Here is a 20,941-nt window from a genome sequence, read left to right on the forward strand (position 1 = left end):
GTATAAGTTGAACGTGGTGACAGGAAAAATGAAATCGATTTCAGAGGAGTCGCCCGGCGCGCAAACCGAGTGTCTTCCCGACCGTCAGGGGAAGGCCCGCCTCATCATGGAATACGTCCCGGCGGCCGAGCGAAGCAAAAGCCGCGAGCCATACCGGTATGACACGGTCAAAAAAATGCCGCGCTGGCGCGATCTCGATACGTTGGCGGCGGCAAATTCCGGCATCTCGGGCTTTGCCTTGCGCACGATAAAAGACCGGCAAAACTCGATTCCAATCGGCTTTGATACCAATCCCGACATACTGTATTACGCGTCAAATGTGGGTCGTGAAACTTATGGCATTTATGGGTTTAATATAAAAACCGGGGAGCGCATCGACCTTGTCCTGGAAAGCGAGGAAATCGACTTGATAAAACCATTGCCGTTCGGGAAGAATTTCCCCGATGAAGACATATTGATATTCGACCGCCACACGCAAAAGCTGGCCGGATTTCGCGTGGAGGGCCGGGACCGTGTGATCACTCGCTGGCTCTCGCCCGAATGGCAGGCCGTGCAAAAAACACTGGAGCTTTCGCTGCCGGGATGTTCCGTGACAATAATGGAATGGTCGGCAGACGGAACGCGGGTGCTTTTGCACTCAAGCGGCCCCGAGGACACGGGCACATATCATGTCTACCATCGCAATGATAAAAAAATAGTGTCGTTCGCGGAAAAAATGCCCTGGCTTAGCAAGGATGTATTGTATGAACGAAAAAAACTCAATTTCGGCGGCAGGGGCGGCATCATAAACGAGGCCATAATCACGGTGCCGCGGGAGTCGTTTGGCAGTAGCAAATCGTTTCCAGTCATCGTGGTGTTTCCAAAGGGCGCGCAAGACGCCCCACGCTACGAGTTTTGCGCGGAACCGCACGTCTTTGCGTCAATGGGATACGTGGTTCTAGAAATGCAATACCGGCGCCCCCCCGAAAAGGCTTTGATTACCAGCGATGTGATCCCTGCGCTGAACGAACTGGCAAAACACATGCCGGTGAACTTGAAGCGCGTTATTTTATTTGGCGAGGACACCGGCGCGGCCAATGCGCTGACACTTTTGCGCATGCAACCCGAGCGGTTCTGCGGAGCCGTGGGAATCAACGCGCGCGTGCCGGGAGTGAGCTATTTCCCGAAATCCCGAAAAATGGATGGAACTGCCATTCGCAAACGTCCGGGTGATGAGCGCTCAATTACAAAGCCCGTATATATACTCAACAACCGCCCTCGCGGCGGGCGCGTCACGGACTTGCAGCGGGCTGTTTATGAAAAAACAAAAGAATATGTCGGGACTTTGAAAAAGTCAGGCGTGGATGCCGCCTTCGATGATTTACCGGACGAATATTTTGAAAATCACTCGCAGGCAAAGGCTGCGGTTTTTGCAAATATAGAAAACTTTATAAACGCCGCCTCGGTGAACGCAAAGGTGGAGCTTGGCCCGATCAAGGTTGTTAAGACCATGTCCGCGGAGTCAAAATCGAAACGCAAACAATGATTCGTTTTCACATATAAAAATCGCCTAAAAGAGCGTTTACGCGAAACAAACAAAATTGATTGCGGGTTATTTTCGAGCCCGTGGGATTGATGTGCATGTCAGGGGCCAAGGTGCATCTCGGCCCCATGCGCATCATCACCGAGCAACGCGCCCGGCGCATTCCCTTCCGTTGAGCGAAAAAATCTTCATCCCGCCATCTCGCTCAACTTTTCCCCACGCCGCCCTCGGGCACCCGAGTAAAACCCTTCTCAATCGCGTAGCGGATCAACTGCGGCGTGCTGTGGATGCCCAGCTTCGCCATGATGTTCAGCCGGTGGTTCTTCGCCGTGCTCGCGCTGATCTTGAGTTTTTCCGCCACCTCGTCGTTCGACATTCCCTCGCCGATCAGGCGCAACGCCTCCTGCTCGCGATCCGACAAAATCTTGTCGAACGCGTTCGGATCCGCCCGCAACGACGCGCGCAACCGCTGCACCGCCGACGACATATACTGCCCGCCCGCCATCACCGTGTTGATCGCCTCGCCCAGCACCTTGATCGGCTGCTCGTTTTTGTCCAAAATTCCGTGCACACGCGAGCCCAGGGCCCGGTGCAGCGTCACCTCGTCGATGTGCGACGACAGCGCGATCACCTTCACACCCGGCGCGCGCGCGAAAATCTCCGGCAACAGTGCCAGCCCGTCCCCGTCCGGCAGCACCAAATCCAGCAATATCAAATCCGGCGTCCGTTCCGCGCACTCATCCAGCACACCCTTTGCCGAGCCAACCTGGCGCACGTCCGCCTTTGGAGCGACCTGCCTGCACGCGATGGCCAGCAGTTCGCGAACCATCGTTTGATCCTCAACGATCAACAAACCAAGGGTATTCGTATCAAGGGCGCACATACTTGAGCCGCACATTACCCTAAAACCCTCTCATATCCAGTAAACAATCCGCAAAAAATTAGGCCAACATATACAATCCGTCCAACTTGCGAACCGCGTCCGGAATAAGCCAAATTACCTACCACCATGCATTGAGAAACACATGAAAATGAAACATAAAACATCACAGCAATAATACTGGTGCGGACATCGGTTCCGCGCGTCCTCCGAAAGCACTCCTCATTCACAGCGCAATATCCCATGCCCTTCCGCCATCCCCCGTCTTTGCGAAATATCACGCCCAAGCTCGCCATCTATGGCATTTTAATCCTCATGCTTGGCGGCACTAGAGCTTTGTCGTCAACAAAGCTCCCCTCCTCGAAGGATCTTCTTTGGTATGACCGGCCGGCGGAGCAATGGGTCGAGGCGCTCCCGATAGGCAACGGCCGCCTCGCCGCCATGGTCTTCGGCGGCGTTGAACGCGAGCATCTCCAGCTCAACGAGGACACGCTCACCACGGGCGAGCCGCCGCCTGATTATCGCGCGGTGGATATCCGCAAGGATCGCGACCATGTCATTGCGCTCCTGCGTGACGGAAAATACGCCGAGGCCGACGAACACATCCGCGCCCGCTGGCTCGGACGCGGCCAGCCCAACTACCAGCCGATGGGCGATTTGTATTTGGAATTTAAATACACCGGGAGTGCGAAAAAGGAACGCGCCGCGCCGGCTGCCGCGGAGGATTTTCGCCGCTGGCTCGACCTTTCCACCGCCACCGCGGGCGTCTCTTTCACTCGTGATGGAGTGACCTATACGCGCGAGGTTTTTTCCAGCGCCCCCGACCAGGTTATCGTCGTTCGCCTCCACGCCAGCCGTCCGGGCGCGCTTGCATTTCGCGCCACGTTCGAATCGCCCCACCCCACCGCGCATGTCGCCCCCCTCGAGGCCGCCGGCGCCATGCCCGCCCAACTCGTCATGAACGGCCAGGTTCCAGGGTTCGCCTACAAACGCACCCTCGAATGGATCAAGCAACGCGGGGACGAGCACAAATATCCCGAACTCTACGATGCCAACCGCCAGCTCAAGCCGGATGCAAAACTCATCCAATACGCCGACGACGCAGGCAACAACGGCAAGGGAACTTACTTCCAAACCCGGCTCGCCATCAAAACCGACGGCGCCGTCGCGCCCGACGGCACGGCCTTGCGCGTCAGCGGCGCCACCGAGGCGCTCATCATCCTCAGCGCGGGCTCCAGTTACAATGGTTACGACAAAAGCCCTTCGCGCGAAGGCGTCGATCCCTCCATCCGCGCCATGCGCGACCTCTCCGCCGCCGCGAACAAAACCCATGCCATGCTCCGTTCGCGTCATGTCGCCGACCACCAAGCCCTCTACGACCGCGTCACGCTCCGCCTCGGCCCGGACAGCGCCGCTACAAACGCCGGGCAAAAGCCAACCGACGCGCGCATCGCCGCCTTCCGCGAAACAGACGACCCCGCGCTCGCCGCGCTCTGTTTCAAATTCGGACGTTATCTGCTCATCGCCGGTTCGCGCCCGGGAACGCAGCCGCTGAACCTTCAGGGCAAATGGAACGACCTCGTCATCCCCCCGTGGGCGTCGAGCTACACCATCAACATCAACACCGAGATGAATTACTGGCCCGCCGAGACAACCGCGCTCCCCGAGCTTCAAGGACCGCTTTTCGACATGCTCGCCGAACTCGCCGAGGCCGGGCGCCACACCGCCCGCAACATGTATGGCGCGCGCGGCTGGGTCGCGCATCACAACACCTCGCTCTGGCGCGACACTTATCCTGTCGATGGAAACACCCGCGCAGCCTGGTGGAACATGACCGCCGGCTGGTTCAGCTCGCACCTCTGGGAGCATTATCTCTTCAGCGGCGACAAGGAATTCCTCTCCAAAAAAGCATATCCCATCATGCGCGGCGCGGCGGAGTTTTACGCCGACTGGCTCATCGACGCGGGCGACGGCACCGGAGATCTTGTCACCGCGGTCGGCACCTCTCCCGAGAATATTTTCATCAGCGCCGACGGACAAAAAGCCGCCGCCAGCATGGGCCCCACGATGGACATGGCCATTGTCCGCGAACTATTCACCCGCACCATCGAAGCCTCAAAGGCTCTCGGCATTGACACCGAGCTTCGGGCCGAGCTTGAGGACAAGCTCGCCCGCCTCGCCCCCTACCGTGTGGGCGCGCGCGGACAACTCCAGGAATGGCGCGAGGATTTTGGCGAAAACGAGCCCAGGCACCGGCACCTCTCGCACCTCTACGGGCTGCATCCCGGCAATCAAATTGATCCCTACGCAACACCCGCGCTCCACCGCGCCGTGGCGCGCACGCTCGAACTGCGAGGTGACGAAGCCACCGGCTGGTCCATGGGCTGGAAAATAAACATGTGGGCGCGCATGCTTGATGGCGATCACGCATACATGATTATCCGCAACCTCTTCCGTCTCGTTGGCACGACAAAAACCAGCACCCGCGGCGGCGGCCTCTACCCAAACATGTTCGACGCGCATCCGCCCTTCCAAATTGACGGCAATTTCGGCTACACCGCCGGCATTGCGGAAATGCTCGCGCAAAGCCACGCTGGCGCGATCCACCTCCTGCCCGCGCTGCCCTCGGCCTGGCCCGAGGGCAAGGTCACCGGCCTGCGTCTTCGCGGCGGCTTCGAAGTCGACATCGAGTGGAGCGGCGGAAAACTCACCCGTGCCACGCTCCGATCAAAACTCGGTGGCAACTGTCGCCTGCGCACCTACCAATCAGTCACGGTGAAATCAAACAACACCGCCATCGCCGTCAGGCACTCCGAAGGCTCAAATCCAAACCCCTTCTACTCGCGAGTCGATCCCGGCGCGCCAAAGTTCAAAAACACCACCGCTCACCCCGCGCTTCCACCACCTCAGGCACACACCATCGATTTTGAAACCACGCCCGGCGCCGTTTACGAAATTCTTTAAACCCAATGACGAAAATCCCCGTCACGGGGAGACCGCGCCCGTCCGCCAGAAATTATTACGGCGGGTTTAAGAGTTGTGACGCCCTGACAGGACGCATTGGCATGCGGCAAATGATACACCATTTACGAATGGGATTACGGGCGCGACCCTGCCCGTTAAAAACCAAAACTCGATCGCAAATGGCATGACAAACAAGTAGCGCCCGTGCGTGCGCGGACGTCGGGGAAGCGGGGCACAACAAAGGGCGCGTTGTTTGGAACGCGCCCTTGGGTTAATCTCGGCTTGATACCTTGATTACCAGGCCCGGCGGTAGCCGAGCGTCAGCGACCAGGGGCGCTCGTAGTCCGAGGCCTTGTTGTATTCATAGTCAAAATACACCTGGCTGCGCGCGTCGATCAGGTAGCCCACGCCCGCTCCGGTCTCAAACCGCCAGCCGTCGAACCAGGGCTGGTAGCTGCGGCCTTCCACATGGACTTTGCCTCCGTGGCTGTCGGTTTTCACCATCGCCACTTTCACGTAGGGCTGCCACCGGCCGTAGTCCGCCCCTGTGCGCACTTGCCCGCGGTATTGCCACGCGTCCGAGTCGCTGATGCGCACTTCGAGATCCCGGCTCACTCCGTTCGACACGGTGTAGTCCGCCCCGTTTATCCAGGCCACCGCCACTTGCGCGGAGGGTTCCACCCAGTAGATCCCGTTCATGAAGCGCCGGCCGGCCTCCACCGAGATGCTTTGCACGTGGTTCGTGTATTTGCCGCGCGAGATGAAGCCGTCCACTCCGCGCGCGTTGAGTTCGTTGGTCGAGCGGCCGACTCGCAGCGTCGCGTCCACGAACCAGGCGTTGTCGTAGAGCCACAGGCCGTAGAGGCCCAGGCCGAGCGTGTTGGTGTCTCCGTCGCCATACTGGTTGCGCGAGTCGTCGAAGGTGCGCTCCGAGCGGCTCATGCCGAAGAACGCTCCCGCAACGAGCATCGCCTTTTCGCGGCGGAAGATCATGTCGCCGCCCGCCGTGATTCCGTAGCTGTCCTGCTCAAAGCTGCTGCCCGCGAGGTCCGGCGCGCCGTTGAGCCGGTAGTTGTTCACTCGCGCCCACACGTTGCCGCTCGAGGTCGGCAGGTTCACCCGGATTTCTCCGAGGCGCTTGTGCACGTTGTCCAGCCCGTAGTGCCAGTCCGCACCCATCACTCCGGCGGTCAGCAGGATCGCGTCGGCCGCGCGGCTGAGCGCGTCGCCGCCGGTCAGGTAATACGAGTCGCCGTTGGGCATGATCAGCCCGCCGTCGCCTTTGTAGAGTTTGTAGGTGTGCATGCCCGACTCCACTCCGTCGGAGTCAAACTCCGCGGTGCTGCCGACTCCGAGCTTGACGACTTCGAGCGCGTATTTGCGCTGCGGGTCGCTGAGCAGCGAGGGGTCGGTGGTCGGGTCGAAGTAAACGTAGTGCGTGCCGCTCGCCAGGCCGGCCACCGTGAGCGTGTCGCTCTTTTTGCCAACGAGGTCCACGTTCATGTAATGCGTTGTCGTGCCGTCGAGCTCGCCCGCAACCGTGAGGTTGGTGTAGGCCGTCGCCGTGCCGTTGTTCGTGCTGTAGCGGATCACGCCGTTGTCGCCGTAGAGGTTTTTGATGCGCTGGTTGTTGTTGTTCAGGTCCAGCGTGCCGTCGAGGAGAAACACGACGTCACTTTTGCTGATCGCGTTGGTGGTGCCGGTGCGCAGCGTGCTTTGAGCCACGATGGTCACGCCTTCGTAGTCTTGCACTTTTTGGATTGCGAGCGTGCCGCTGCCATAGGTCACCACGTTGCCCGAGCCGCTGATCACGCCGTCGTAGATGACTTCGTCACTGCGGTTGAAGCTGAGCCAAGCACCGTCGTCCACACGGGCGTTGGCCGCGATGGTGGAGGAATACCAGCCAGTGGTGTCGCCGCCGCTGGCAGTGCCGCCGATCACCAGTTCGCCGTTTTCAACGACGAGGCCGCCGTCGATTTTGTTCGCGCCGGTGAGGTGGGTCGTGCCGTCGCCACGCTGGATGAACACGCCGGCGCCGGTCACGGTGCCGCCGTAAACGAGGTCGTCGGCACGGTTGATCGTGAGCGTGCCGGAGTTGGCCACAGCGCTGGCGTCGTCGATCATGCCGGAGAGCCCGCCGCTGCCGAGTTGCAATTGCGCGCCGGTGCCGATCGTGGTCACGCCGGTGTAGGTGTTTTCGCCGGTAAGCGTCCACTCGCTGTCGTCGGTGAGGGTCACGTTGCCGGTGCCGTCGATCTCTCCGGAGAGTTCAAGGCCGGTTTCGGTGTTCGCCACGGTGAGCGTTTTGTCTCCGAGGCGGATGTTGCCCAGGCCGTTGAGGTTTTGCAGGCGTTGGTTGTTGCCGCCGAGGTCGAAGCCGGTGTCGACGGTCGCGAGGGTCACCTTCGTGCTGCTCGCGATCACGTCCGTGACGCCGCCGATAATCCAGGCCGACTCGTTGATGAACGTCGAGCCGGTGTAGTCGTTGCCGGTGTGCGCGAGGGTGATCGCCTCGGCGCCGCGGAATTCGAAGCCCGCGCCCGCGCCGGTGAGTTTCGCGCTGAGTGTCTTGTCCAGCGAGCCGGTCGGGTCGAGGATGATCATTTCGGTGGCGTGCACCGACTCGATCGAGATCAAGCCGTAGTTGAGCACGATGTCGCCGCCGCCGCTGCCGTCGGCTTTGTGGATGGCGTTGTAGCCGTAGCTGTTCACGCCAACCGGATTGAGGCCGTTCTGGCCGAAGCTGATCGTGCTGGTGCCGGAAGGCAATGCGTTGCCGTCGCTGTCAACCATGTCGAAGGTCGCGCCATCGTAAATGCTGCTGGTTGCGCCGTGCACGATGGTGCCGGAGAGCAGCGTGTCGGGAGGGATCACGTCCATGTCGAAGACGTTTTGGTTGAGTCCGTCGCCGGGGGGCAGCGGCGGGTTGATGCCCGAGAGTGTTTCGGTGTCCACGCCGATCTTGCTTCCGCCCGCGCTGCTCATGAGGTTGTCCACGTCGAGCCGGTAGGGCGGCAGGCCCGCGGCGGTCGTGTCGGTCTTGGCGAGGAGGGTGCCGCCGGCAAGGTCGAGCCCGCCGATGATGCGGTTGGCGTCGAGCGTGGTTTCGCTGTTGGCGTTGAGTTTGAGCGTCGCGTTTGTGAGCGCGGGTTCCGAGGTGGCGAGGTCGAAGACCGTCTTGTGGCCGTAGGCGCTGCCCACGCCGACCGTGCCGCTGAAGGCCGTGCCCATCGCGGGGTCGAGCGCGAAGGTGACGTCGGGCGCGTTGACGGTCGCCGTGCCGATCAGGTCGAGCAGGCCGTCGCCGGTGAGCGGGTTGACGAGCGTCGTCGTGCCGCTCGTGTTGGCCGTGCGCACTTCGAGGATGGCGTCGGCCTCAATGTTCACATTCGAGCCGTTGAGCTGGTATTGGTCCCAGTCAACGACGAGCTTGCCGGCGTCCACCGTCGTCATTTGCTGCGCCATGTTCAGGGTGAAGCTCTTGTCGAGTGTCCACGTGCCCGCCCCTTGCTTGACGAGCGTGCCGGTAAAGTCCGTGTTGCCGGTCACCGCGTTCGAGTAGAGTTGCTCCGTGCCCGCGTCGCCGTTGAGCGTCAGTAGCGAGGAGGCGCCCGCGATCCGCAGGTTGCCCGCCAGCGTGCTGCTGTTCCACAGGTTCACTTCGTTCGCCGCGTCGGCGTTGAGGTTGACCGCATAGTTGCCGCCGCTGATCACACCGCCGATGGTGTTGGTGACGACAACGGCAACGGTGTCGGTGACCACGCCGATGGTCGCGCCGGTGATGGCGCCTGCGTTCATGATGGTGCCGCCCGCGTCAAGGGAGATTCCGTAACCACCTTGGATCAGGCCGGTGGACTCATTTGTGATCGTGGCGTTGCCCTCGGCACTGATGCCGGTGCTGTTCGCGCTGATGATCGTGCCGCTGTTCGCAACCGTGCCGCCGCTTCGCAAATCAATCGCTAAGTTTGTCGCGCTGATGAGCGCGCCGGCGGCATTTTCCACCACCGTCGGCGCGTTGAGCCCATCCCCGAAAACGCCGGTGTTGCCCTTAATCGTGCCGGTGTTTTGCACCGTGCCGCCGAAAGCGAGTTGCACGGCGGCGGCGCCTTCGATCAAGCCGTCGTTGGTGACCAGGCCGGAGGCGTTTGCAATACTCACGCCGTCGTTACCAATGCCGAGAATCGTGCCGCTGTTGGTGACCGTGCCGCCAGCGTCAAGAAGCACACCGGTTTGGCCGGAGATCAGGCTGCCGGCGGTCGTGTTTTCTATCAGCGAGGACTTGCCGGCATAGACGCCATAATCGTTCGTGCCGATGATCGTGCCGCTGTTGGTCAGCGCGAGCGTGCCAGCCGTGTAAATGCCGCTCTGCGCGCCCTGAATCAGACCCGTGGATTCGTTGGTGACGACCATTGAGCCAGGCGAGTGGTTGCTGGAAATGCCGTCGCCGAGCAAGCCAAAAGACCGGATCGTGCCGGCATTGGTGACCGTGCCGCCGGCGGCCAATTTCACGCCTTCATTGGCGCCCTCGATCAGGGCGTCGGCGCGGTTGATAATGGTGGCCGGGTTGCCGGAGTAAATGCCGTCGCTGGTGCCACCCGTGCCGCGAATCGTGCCGGTGTTCGTCACCGCGCCGCCGTCGGCCAGCCGCACGCCGCTCTGGCCGCCCTCGACATAACCGCCGGTGTTTTCAACCTCCGCGAGGTCCTTCGAATAGATGCCCGCGCTGCCCGTGCCGATGATCGTGCCGGTGTTGGTGATCGTGCTCGAGCCCGCAATGTGCACGCCGGTGAGGCCGCCCTTGATGTAACCGCCCTCGTTTTTCACTTCGGCGTTGGTGCCGGAATAAATGCCGTAGGTGCCCGTGCCGAGAATCGTGCCGGTGTTGCGCACTTTGCCGCCGCCGCCCAGCCACACGCCGTTCATGCCGCCCTGGATTTGGCCGCCGGTGTTTTCCACCACGGTGATGTCGGCGTCGGCGTAGATGCCGCTGTCGCTGTCGCCAAGGATCGTGCCACTGTTTGTGACCGTGCCGCCTTGCGCGAGCTTCACGCCAGTCTGGCCGCCCTGGATAAGGCTGGAAGCGGTCGTGTTTTCAACCTCCACTGCGGCGTCGGCCTGAATGCCGTAGCTGGTGACGCCAATGATCGTGCCGCTGTTGATGACACTGCCGGTGTCGGTCTGGACACCGATGTCGAAGCCATCGATCATGCCGCTGTTGGTGACCGTGCCGCCCGCTGCGAGATTCACAGCGGTGCTTCCGATAATGTGGCCGCCGGTGTTTTCAACCAATGCCTCGCCACCGGCATCAATGCCGTAGTTGCCGCCATAGATCGTGCCACTGTTGACAACCGTGCCGCCTTGCGCGAGCTGCACGGCAGTGTTGCCGAAGATGTAACCACTGGGATTGTTTTCCACGTAGGCCGAGGGGTCGTCGATATGCACGGCGATGTCGCCAGCGTTGATGTCGCCAGCGTTGATGACGGTGCCGCTTTGCAGCCAGACACCATACTGTCCCACGTCGATCCAGCCGCCTGCGGCATTGGTGACGAGGGTTGAGATAGATCGGTTATCCGTTTGAATGCCGTATGTGTTCCCGCGGATGAAGCCGTTGGCGAGGTTGTCGACAACGACTCCGTCTTGCTCGATATAAATGGCGGCGCCGTTGAAACCTTCAATGGTGCCGGAATTGCTGACTGTGCTGTCCCGCCCAACCATGCCCATATCGGCAAGGACCACGCCATCCACGCCGCCTTTGATGAGACCGCCGGTGTTGTTGGTGATATCCACACGGTGCTCGGCATGGAGGCCCACGCCGTCCACGCCGATGATCGTGCCGGAGTTGGTGATTTCGCTGCCATCGGAGCTCATGCCGAGATACACTCCCGTGCCGGTGCCTTGGATGAGGCCGCGGTTGGCGAGATCCGCCCTGCCGTCGGAATAGATGCCGGTGGATTCATTCGTGGCGCTCGTGTCGATGCCGATGATCGTGCCGTCGTTGGCAAGATCGATCGATCCGGAGTTGTCCGTCTTGATTCCGTATTGGTCGCCTTGAATGAGGCCGCCAGTGAGATTGGTGCCCGTGACCACGCCGCCGGTGGCATGGATGCCTATGCTGTCGGCCCCGGTGCCAATGATCGTGCCGTTGTTTGCGAGGTCGACTCCGGTGGTATGTATGCCGGCTTCATTACCCTGGATGAGGCCGTGGTTGATCACGTTGCCGCCGTTGAATTGCGCGCCGGCTGTCTCGCCCTGAATGAGGCCGCGGGATTCGTTGGTGATGGTAACGGTGCTGCCGTCGACATGCACGCCGTAGCTCGTGGCGGCGTTCGTGCCGAGGATCGTGCCGGAGTTCGCCACCTCGCCGTCGCCGGCGAGGTGCACGCCGGCGTAACCGCCGGTGATGAGGCTTTCGACCGCGGCGTTATTGACGACGGTTTCGCCGCCGACGCCGCCGTAAACACCGATGCCGTTGGCCGTGTCGAGGCCCTCGATGGTGCCGAAGTTGGTGACCGTGCCGCCGGCCTCGAGCGTGACGCCCGTGGTTCCGCCGGTAATGGTGGCGTATTGGTCGTTGCGGATGTCGACCGGGCTGCCTGTCGCATGGATGCCGTGGCTGTCGGCCGCAGTGCCCCGGATGATTGAGTTGTTCGTGTTGTGCACCGTGCCGCCAGCGCCGAGTGTGATTCCCGCGGCGCCGCCCTCGATCAGGGCGTTGTTGGTGATGTCGGCCTCGCCGTAAATCTTAGCACCTTCGTTGGTCGTGCCGATGATTGTGCCGGAGTTGGTCATCGTGAGGTCTCCCTGTGTCAGCAGGCCGGTATCCATGCCGCTGATGAGGCCGCCGGGGTTGTTGGTGAGCACGGTGTCACTGGGGTGTCTTTGGTTATGGATACCATAGCCACTCGTTCCAATGATTGTGCCAGTGTTGGTGATTGTTGCGTCGCCGTCCAGATTGACGCCACCAAGGTCGCCTTGAATGAGGCCTCCGACAGAGTTCGTAACGGTGGCTTGTTCATGGACATCCAATCCGAAATCACCACCAAGGAGCTCCCCGGCATTGGTGACGGTGCCGCCCGTGCTAAGGCAGACGCCAGCGCTCGCACCCTCGATCACGGCGTGCTGCTTGTTGTCGATGGTAACGGGATCGTTGAAGGCAAAAACGCCGTAGCTGCCGTCCGGATCCGTGCCGATGATCGTGCCGCTGTTTGTGACCGTGCCGCCGCCCTCGAGCCAGATGCCGGCACGGTCGCCGCTGATCGAACCGGCATTGGTCACGTTGGCGACTCCCTCAACATACACGCCATGGACGACTCCCTGAATGAGGCTGGTTGCCGCGGTATTTTCAATCACCACGTCGCCGGCGGAATAGACACCCGCGTCGTCGTCGCTAAGGATCGTGCCGGAGTTAAAGACCGTGCCGCCCGCGAGCATCGTCACACCCGTCACGCCGCCCGTGATCAACGCACTGTCCGTATTGCTGATCACCGCCCCGCCGCCGGCGGTCAGGATGCCGTGCCCGGTGACTCCGCCGCTGATCGTGCTGGAATTGGTGACTTCGCCACCGGCGTTGAGTTGGATGCCGGTGGAACCGCCGACGATGAGGGCGCCCGAGGTGTTGACGATTTCCGCGACGCCGGACGCAATGATGCCGGCCCCGGCCACGCCCTGAATGGTGCCGGAGTTGGTGTTGGCAACCGTGCCGCCTTGCGCGAGGTTGATACCGTAGGTGCCGCCTTCTATATAGCCGTTGTTGTTAGTGACGGCGATCACACCATTTTTCGCCTCCACGCCGGTGTCGGCCGTGCCGGTGATGGTGCCGGAGTTGCCGAGCGAGCCGGTGCCGACGAAGGAAATGCCGACGAGGCTGCCAACGGGCGCAAGGGTGTTGGTGTAAACATAACCGTTCGCCAGGGTCAGCGCCGTGCCGGTGACATTGATGCTGCCCGTGCCGGTAAGCGTGGAATTGATTTCGAGGTAAACGCCGCGGTTGCCGGTGATCGCGCCGTCGTTGCGCACGGTGGTGTTGCCGCCCGCGTAAACGCCGCCTTCGATGGTGGCTCCCGCGGTGTTGGAGACAAGGGCCGTGCCCGCGTCGACGCGCACGCCGTAGCCGGTGGCGCCGGAAATGGTGCCGAAGTTGGTGACGGTGCCGCCGGACGTGAGAAGCACGGCATTGTTGGCGCCTTGAATCATGCCGTCCACTTTGTTGTCAACGAGTATGCTGACTCCGCCATAGACGCCGCTGCTACTGGTGCTGTTGCCTGTGATCGTGCCGGAATTGATCACCGTGCCGCCGTTGAGCAGCGAAACGCCGCCGCCGCCCTGAATCACGCCGCCAGTGGAGTTGGATACGAGCGCGGTGGCACCGACAATGCGAACGCCGTAGTTTGTGTTGCCGCTACTACTCATAATGGTGCCGGAGTTGAACACGGTGCCGCCGGACGCGAGATACACGCCCCTGCCGGCGGTGCTTTGAAGCACGCCGCCCGCCTTGTTGTCGACGAGGATGCTGACGGCGCCATGGACGGCGGGGTTGCTGTTGCCTGTGATCGTGCCGGAATTGCGGACCGTGCCGCCGTTGCTCAGTGAAACGCCATAGTCGCCATTGATCACGCCTGAGGTGTTGTCCACGAGCGCGGAACCAACCGCGGAGTAAACGCCGTAGCCCGCGCCGCCGGTAATCGTGCCGGAATTGGTGACGGTGCCGCCGGCGGCGAGTTGCACGCCGTAGGTGCCGCCCGAGATGTCGCCGCCAGTGGCATTGCTCACGAGTGTGACGTTGCTGTTGGAATAAACGCCGGTGATCGCGCCGGTGATACTGCCGGAGTTTGTGACCGTGCCGCCTGCGGCGAGTTGCACGCCGTAGGTGCCGTCGGTGATGAGGCCGCCGGAGAGATTGTTGAGACGCGCGGCCGAATTGTTGAAACCAACGCCAATACTGCCGGCGCGAATCGTGCCGGAATTGGTGATCGTGCCGGTGCTGTAAAGTGCGACACCCGACAAGTTTATGCCTTCAATAAGGCCGCTGTTGGTAAGCTCACCCAATGAACCAAGAATGATCACGCCATTGGCACCACCCAAAATCGTGCCGGAATTGGCGACCGTGCCGCCGCTGTTGAGGTGCACGCCGTAGTTAGCGCCGGTGATGAGTCCACCGGTGGTGTTGCTGACGAGCGTGGCGGCGTTGTTGGTATAAACGCCGACGCCACCGGCGTCGGTGGCGCGGATCGTGCCTGAGTTGGTGACAATGCCGCCATACATGAGCATCACGCCGTAAGTGCCGTTGGTGATGAGGCCAGTCGAGGCATTGTCGATCAGGGTGTTGATGTTATTGGACAGGATGCCGACGCTGCCGGTGCTGGTGATGGCGCCAGCATTGCGCACCGTGCCGCCGCTATTGAGCCACACGGCCCTGTTGGCGCTTTGAATCACACCACCCGCCTTGTTGTCGACGAGTATGCTGTGCAGGCCATAGACGCCGCTGTAACCGGCTGCGCTATCACTACTACTGATAATCGTGCCGGAATTGAGCACCGTGCCGCTGGCGTCAAAGGTGATGCCGCCGGTGCCCGTGATCAAACCGGCGTTGTTTATCAAACTGTTGGTGGCAGATCGCACCGCGTAAGTGGTAGCGCCCCCGTCCGCAAGGGCGCCCGAGCCGATTTGCAACTCCACGCCGGTAGCCGAAATCCTTATAGCAGGCGACCCTGACACCCCGGTAACAGAGCCGGAACTCAGGACATGCGTGCCGGAGGCGTTGGCATCATAGTTGGTGGTTCCACTGGTAATGGAAAATGTCTGCGCCGACAGTTGCACGGCAAGGGTCGCGAGTGTCGCGGACAGGAAAAGCGCGACAATGCCGCGCGCGGGGGGGCGAACAGGTTTGTTCATGTGGTAGTTACGGTTTGTGTTTTGCATGAGAGTGACGGGTCAAGCCGGCGGGGTTGACGGGTGAGTGGATAGTTGAGGGATGGTTGGCGGATGGTTGAACTTGGCGCATGAAGCCAGAGGCATCAGTCGCAAAGTGATTATAAAATCAAAAAAATTTTGTAATGAATGTGCACAAGTATGATTAGACCCCTAATTTCGCGCCCTTGTGTTGTGATACAATTGTCGCGGTTTGTTAAGAATAATTTCGTGAATCACCAAAAAAACAAACTGTTGCAAGCAAGATGCACAGAGGACAGCAAAGTTGCGACGAGCAAGAATTTACACGATGACTGTGAAAATGATTTTAATGCGCAAAACGCCCAAACAAACCAGATTTGGAAGCTGTGGAAATCTCGTGCATTTCCAGCATATTAACGCCCCTCACTCGCGCGGTAAAAGCACTCAAAAACGCGCCTTATTTTACTCCCTGAGACTGACCGTGGATTGTCTGCGAGTCTGCCCCGCGAAAGCCGGCGCGAGGTGTGCCCCCTGCTCTCAAAATTCATATTATTTTCAAACGAATACGTTGCAAACGCCGGAACTGCCGGAACCCGGCCGGGTCGATAGCCGGCAAAACTTATTCATGCCTGACACCCTCACACTGATTTCCCGCTTCGCACTGGCCGCGCCGGGAGTCCGAACGGACTCCCAAAAACAAACGGTCTTCGCGGCGCCGTGCCATCGGGGCACAACCCGGCACACACGCGCGCTGCTTGATTACGTGGCGCGTCCGTCCCGAAAACAAATCACGCGAGGCAAGATGGGAGGGCGTCCGCATATCGCCCGGTCCTGACCGGCGGCCTTTTTGCGAAGACAAAACCGGCGCCGGAGTCCGGCCCGACGCGGCGCGCCGATGAAACCGCCGCGCCAAACGAAAGGATGCCCGGAGTTTTTTCCGCCAAGGAAACCCGGCCTCAACGCAGCAACTCCGCCACGCGCGAACTGGTTTGCGCCCAGTGCGCGTCCGGAATCAGCGGACCCATGTGGCGCACGGTTTCGGCGCCGAGCAGCGAGGCGATCGCGCCGCACACCGGGAGCGGCTTGTCGCGCAGCCAGCCGGACAAAAAGCCCGCGCACCACGCGTCGCCCGCGCCGGTGCTGTCCACCGCGTCGGTCACGCGCACGGGTGCGATTCGGTGCGATTCGACGCCGCCTCCCTTGCCGCGCACAATCCACGCGCCGTCCTTGCCGAGCTTCACCGCGGCCACGCCGCCGAACTCCGCGAGGCGCGCGCCCAGCGCTCGATAATCCTCCTCGCTGTTCGCGTCCGCCGCGTCGGGAAACAGCGCGCGGATTTCATCCTCGTTGGAGGACACCACGTCGATTCCCTTGCGCAATTGTCCGAGCAGCCATTCGCGCGATTCGCGCACGACTTCAAACGACGCCAGGTCGAGGCTGAGCGTGCAGCCCGCCGCGCGCGCGCCGTCGAGAATCGCGTCGGCGAGTTTCGAGTTGAACACGACGTAGCCCTCGATGTGCACATGCCGCGCGCCATCAAAATCCGACGGCAAAATATCCTCCGCCGAAAACGTGCCGTGCGCGCCGAGGCAGGTGCGCATGGTGCGTTGCGCGTCGGGCGTGGTGAGCGCGAGGCAGCGGCCGTTTGGCTCGGCGCCGTGCTTGAAGCGCGACGTGTCCACGCCGGCGGATGCGAAGCTCGCCTTGTAGGCGTCCGCCGCGTCGTCGTTGCCGAGCTTGCCGATGAACGCCGCGCGCAAGCCGAGCCGCGCGGTGTTGAAGGTCGTGTTGGCCGACGAGCCGCCGGTGCTCATTGCGGGCTTGACCGGGAGGAGCGCGACCAGGCGCGCAATTTCGTTCGCGTCGACCATGACCATGCCGCCTTTTTCGCCGCCCGCGTGCGCGAGAAAATCATCGGGCACGCCCGCGAGAATATCCATGATCGGCGCGCCGACGCCGATGAGATCGAGAGGTTTTGAGGAAGTCATAAATAAATTCTTGGAAACTAAATTCGCAGGGACGCGCCTTGCGCGCGCCCTGGTGTGCGAAAAACTGTTTGCGTAATCATCAGTAAAAGCGAGCGCCCGCCCGCAAGAGCGCGCGAAAAATAACGCGCCGCCCGCGGCGTCAGTTCGAAACGGTGATGCTCGTCGCGAGCAACGGCTCGTCGTCAACCTCGATCACGATCGAGTAGTCGCCCGGCTCGTCGAAGTTGAGGTTGTTGATTTCGTTGATGAGATTGATGCGTTGGAGCGGGCCGGCGGATTCGAATTCGCGCTCAATGAGCGGATTCATGTTCATCGGGTCGAGCCCGAGCGTGATGCGGATCATGTGCTTGCCCGCGGGCACGTCGCTGATTGTGAGGAACCAGATCATGCGCGGATGCGTGACGGGGAACTCGCGCGCGCGGATGTTGGAGAAAACGCCTAGTATGGTGTGCTTGCCCGAGCCGGGATCGATGTGCACACCGTCGCACGTGAGCCATGCCAGGACTTGTGGCTTTGATTTCAAGGATGACATGCCGGCATGGTGGCTGCGAACTTGCACAGGGCGCAAGCTAATGCAGTTGGGGTGCCTCTCAAAATTTCGCAGAGTAAAAAAGAACACGCCTGCGCCCGGGAGCGCGGGCGTCCCGCCCGCAAGATTGCGCGCCACACAAACCTCCAACCCTGCGGGCAGGATGCCCGCGCTCCCAGGTGGTCAGCATTTTGAGATGCGGCCAGGTGGTTGTTTACGCGCGTATTCTGCTTTGCAAGTAAACGGGAACACGTATGATTCCGGATTCTTTTTTCCAGATGACAGCCACTCCCAACCACGAGCCATTTATTGTCCGCCCGCGCAACGAACCCGCGCCGCTTTCCCAAATCCAGGAGGAAATCCTCGCGCTCAAACGCGAGCGCAACGCCGTCATCCTCGCGCACAATTACCAGATCGAGTCGATCCAGCGCATCGCCGATTACGTGGGCGACTCGCTCGGGCTCGCCTATCAGGCGCAACAGGCTCAGGCCGACGTTATCCTTTTTTGTGGCGTGCACTTCATGGCCGAGACAGCGAAAATCGTAAACCCGTCGCGCACCGTGCTCCTGCCCGACCTCGACGCCGGTTGCTCGCTCTCCGACTCGTGCCCCGCCGGGCAACTCGCCGCTTACAAGGCAGCGCATCCCGACACCTACGTCGTCGCCTACATCAACTGCTCCGCCGCCGTGAAGGCGCTCAGCGACGTGATCTGCACGAGCGGCAACGCAGCCAAAATCGTCGCGCGCGTGCCCGCCGATAAAAAAATCCTTTTTGTGCCCGACCAGAACCTCGGCCAGTGGGTGCGCCAGCAAACGGGCCGCGACATGCAGCTCTGGCCCGGCAGCTGTTACGCGCACGTGCAGTTCACCGTCGCAGCGATTGAAAAAATCCGCTCGCAATTTCCCGGCGCGCCCGTCGTCGCGCATCCCGAGTGCGTGCAAGCCGTGCGCGACATCGCCGACGAGGTATGCTCGACCGAGCTCATGATCGGCTTTGCCAAAAAAACGCCCGCGCGCGAAATCATCGTCGTGACGGAAAGCGGCATGCTCCACCGCCTCCAGCGCGAGGTGCCTGACAAAACATTCATCGCCGGCCCAACCGACACCTGCGCGTGCAACGACTGCCGTTTCATGAAAATGAACACGATCGAGAAAGTGCGAGACGCGTTGAAAAACATGTCGCCCGCGATCGAAATGCCCGAGGACATCCGCGCCGCCGCGTTTGCCCCGATCCAGCGCATGCTCGACTGGAGCAAGTGAGGGCGCGTTGGAGGGCGGAGCGTCGCCCTCCAAATTGTCACTGCGCGGCTGGCGGCGGGATGACCGGAGGGACGACCGGCGGTGTTGCCGCGGGACTCGGCGGATTGCGTTTCACGATTGCCGCGACGATCAGCGAGGAAACCACGCCGAAAAACATCTGGCTCAGAAAACCCATCGCGGCCAGAGCGCCCGGATGGAAAAACATGCGCGTGATTTTTTCCGCGGCCTCCATTTGCCGGGCGTTCATTCCGGCATCGGCCCATTTCTGTTCGACGAACGTCATCATGTGATCCGCGTAATCGGGATTGATAAATGTGAAGTGGACAAAAGTGTAAACCGCGCCGATGAGCGCCGCTACGAGCACGATCACCACACCCGCGCCGACTCCCTGGCCAAACGTCAGGCACTGGTCATTGTTTTCATCGCGCACCGCGCGCACGCCGAGCCAGATCACAAAAAAGCCCGCGATCACGCCAATCCATTGAAACATCGAGGCCAGCGTCGAGCCGACCCTTTCCGTTTGAAGTCCGAGCAGATAGCCGACCAACGTCAGCGCGATGCCGACTGCGGCGAGGATAAGTCCGTAGGTTGTCTTGGTGCTCATACGTAAGGTGAATCGCACGCTACGAAGATTTTCCCCGTGCGCAAGACACACCTCGCGCACGGCGCGCCGCCGCCGGAGCCGGCCCGCATGACAGTCAGCCTCATTTTTCGCTCGTAGTGCGCCGCGCCGCCGCATAAACACGACCGCTTTCCCAGTCACACCGCCAACAATAACAAACACGATGAAGCACTTCCTCAAAGAAACCGATTTCACACAGAACGAAGCGGCCGAAGTCCTCGCGCTGGCCCGCGACCTTAAGCAGGAACGCGGACGCAACACCCCCGCCGTGCTCAAGCACCAGACCTGGGCGATGATCTTTTCCAAGTCCTCCACCCGCACGCGCGTCTCGTTCGAGGTCGGCATCCACGAGCTCGGAGGCAATCCGCTTTTCCTCAACAAAAACGACATCCAGCTCGGTCGCGGCGAAAGCATCGGCGACACCGCGCGCGTGCTCTCGCGCATGGTGCACGGCCTGATCGTGCGCACCTACGACCACGCCGAGGTCGAGCAACTCGCCGAGCTCGGCAACGTGCCCGTCATCAACGCGCTCACCGACTTCCTGCACCCGTGCCAGATCTACGCCGACGCCTTCACGCTCGCCGAGCGCTGGACCCCGCCCGGCGGCGACCTGCTCGCCTCGCTCAAGGGCCGCAAAATCGCGTTCCTCGGCGACACCGCCTGCAACATGGCCAACTCGTGGATTCTCGGCGCAAACCTCTTCGGCATGGAAATCTCGCTCGCCGGTCCGAAAGGCTTCGAGCCCTCCGCCGAGTTCAACACGCTCCTCGCTGCCGAAAGCAAACGCCTCGGCCTCCCCGGCAAATACCAGTTTACGACCGATCCCTACGAAGCCGTGAAAAACGCCGACGTTGTTTACACCGACGTCTGGGTGAGCATGGGCAAGGAGGACGAGGCCGCCGAGCGCATCAAAACCATGTCGCCCTACAGCGTGACCGCGCAACTCTTCGCCGCCGCCAAACCCGACGCGTGGTTCATGCACTGCCTCCCCGCGTATGTGGGCAAGGAAGTGACGCAAGACGTGCTCGACCACCCGCGCTCGATCATCTTCGACGAGGCCGAAAACCGCCTCCACGCGCAAAAAGCCATCATGGCCGTGCTCGCGCAACAACCGCGAGGCTAGTTTTGATCGCGGAAGCGCGAAAGGGCGGAAACACGAAAAATTCCCCTTAGCCATGCATTCCGCAATCAACGGCCGCTGGTGTTCCAATCCTTCCGCGCTTCCGTTTTTTCGCGTTTTCGCGATTAAAATTGAAGTGCAAGAAAACGAAGTGCATTATTTTAACTTT

At 61.2% G+C, this 20,941-nt stretch carries 9 protein-coding genes; 4 read left to right on the plus strand and 5 right to left on the minus strand.

From position 1 onward, the window contains the following. Positions 1–28 precede the first annotated feature (28 nt). Positions 29–1,525 (plus strand): alpha/beta hydrolase family protein, encoded by a 1,497-nt coding sequence (locus tag CKA38_RS14370; protein WP_152032886.1) that lies wholly within the window; start codon positions 29–31, stop codon positions 1,523–1,525. Between the two features lie 202 nt (positions 1,526–1,727). On the opposite strand, the gene CKA38_RS14375 is transcribed toward CKA38_RS14370, so the two are convergent. Then, positions 1,728–2,420 (minus strand): response regulator, encoded by a 693-nt coding sequence (locus CKA38_RS14375; protein WP_338031088.1) that lies wholly within the window; start codon positions 2,418–2,420, stop codon positions 1,728–1,730. A 225-nt stretch (positions 2,421–2,645) separates the two neighbouring features. Here CKA38_RS14375 and CKA38_RS14380 point away from each other — a divergent pair, with 225 nt between their 5' ends. After that, positions 2,646–5,366 (plus strand): glycoside hydrolase family 95 protein, encoded by a 2,721-nt coding sequence (locus CKA38_RS14380; protein WP_202863923.1) that lies wholly within the window; start codon positions 2,646–2,648, stop codon positions 5,364–5,366. 294 nt (positions 5,367–5,660) lie between these two features. Here the strand turns inward: CKA38_RS14380 and CKA38_RS14385 are convergent, their stop codons facing one another. The 3 genes from CKA38_RS14385 to CKA38_RS14395 form a co-directional block, all read right to left on the minus strand. Next, the gene (locus CKA38_RS14385) at positions 5,661–15,257 is read right to left on the minus strand and encodes a hypothetical protein (RefSeq protein WP_152032887.1); all 9,597 of its coding nucleotides are present in this window, start codon (positions 15,255–15,257) and stop codon (positions 5,661–5,663) included. A 953-nt stretch (positions 15,258–16,210) separates the two neighbouring features. After that, the gene (locus CKA38_RS14390) at positions 16,211–17,242 is read right to left on the minus strand and encodes an adenosine kinase (protein ID WP_108826186.1); all 1,032 of its coding nucleotides are present in this window, start codon (positions 17,240–17,242) and stop codon (positions 16,211–16,213) included. A gap of 139 nt (positions 17,243–17,381) precedes the next feature. Then, on the minus strand, positions 17,382–17,765 hold the full coding sequence (locus CKA38_RS14395) for a DUF6941 family protein (RefSeq protein ID WP_108826618.1): 384 nt from the start codon (positions 17,763–17,765) through the stop codon (positions 17,382–17,384). A gap of 284 nt (positions 17,766–18,049) precedes the next feature. Between CKA38_RS14395 and nadA the strand changes: the two genes are divergently transcribed. Further along, entirely contained in the window at positions 18,050–19,030 is a 981-nt protein-coding gene (nadA, locus tag CKA38_RS14400; protein WP_108826619.1) for a quinolinate synthase NadA, read from the plus strand. Positions 19,031–19,067: 37 nt separating this feature from the next. Here the strand turns inward: nadA and CKA38_RS14405 are convergent, their stop codons facing one another. Then, positions 19,068–19,634: a DUF4199 domain-containing protein gene (locus CKA38_RS14405; RefSeq protein ID WP_161554938.1), complete on the minus strand. Its 567-nt coding sequence runs from the start codon at positions 19,632–19,634 to the stop codon at positions 19,068–19,070. Positions 19,635–19,815: 181 nt separating this feature from the next. On the opposite strand from CKA38_RS14405, the gene argF reads away from it, so the two are divergent. Beyond that, the gene (gene argF, locus CKA38_RS14410; protein ID WP_108826188.1) at positions 19,816–20,775 is read left to right on the plus strand and encodes an ornithine carbamoyltransferase; all 960 of its coding nucleotides are present in this window, start codon (positions 19,816–19,818) and stop codon (positions 20,773–20,775) included. Positions 20,776–20,941 lie beyond the last annotated feature (166 nt).

This window comes from Ereboglobus luteus (assembly GCF_003096195.1).
GTDB classification, from domain to species: Bacteria; Verrucomicrobiota; Verrucomicrobiia; order Opitutales; family Opitutaceae; genus Ereboglobus; species Ereboglobus luteus.

What these genes read in the sequence shown, in the direction of transcription:
- CKA38_RS14370 (WP_152032886.1), top strand. Translation starts at nt 29, where the DNA reads ATGAAATCGATTTCAGAGGAGTCGCCCGGCGCGCAAACCGAGTGTCTT.
- CKA38_RS14375 (WP_338031088.1), bottom strand. Translation starts at nt 2,420, where the DNA reads ATGTGCGGCTCAAGTATGTGCGCCCTTGATACGAATACCCTTGGTTTG.
- CKA38_RS14380 (WP_202863923.1), top strand. Translation starts at nt 2,646, where the DNA reads ATGCCCTTCCGCCATCCCCCGTCTTTGCGAAATATCACGCCCAAGCTC.
- CKA38_RS14385 (WP_152032887.1), bottom strand. Translation starts at nt 15,257, where the DNA reads ATGAACAAACCTGTTCGCCCCCCCGCGCGCGGCATTGTCGCGCTTTTC.
- CKA38_RS14390 (WP_108826186.1), bottom strand. Translation starts at nt 17,242, where the DNA reads ATGACTTCCTCAAAACCTCTCGATCTCATCGGCGTCGGCGCGCCGATC.
- nadA (WP_108826619.1), top strand. Translation starts at nt 18,050, where the DNA reads ATGACAGCCACTCCCAACCACGAGCCATTTATTGTCCGCCCGCGCAAC.
- CKA38_RS14405 (WP_161554938.1), bottom strand. Translation starts at nt 19,634, where the DNA reads ATGAGCACCAAGACAACCTACGGACTTATCCTCGCCGCAGTCGGCATC.
- argF (WP_108826188.1), top strand. Translation starts at nt 19,816, where the DNA reads ATGAAGCACTTCCTCAAAGAAACCGATTTCACACAGAACGAAGCGGCC.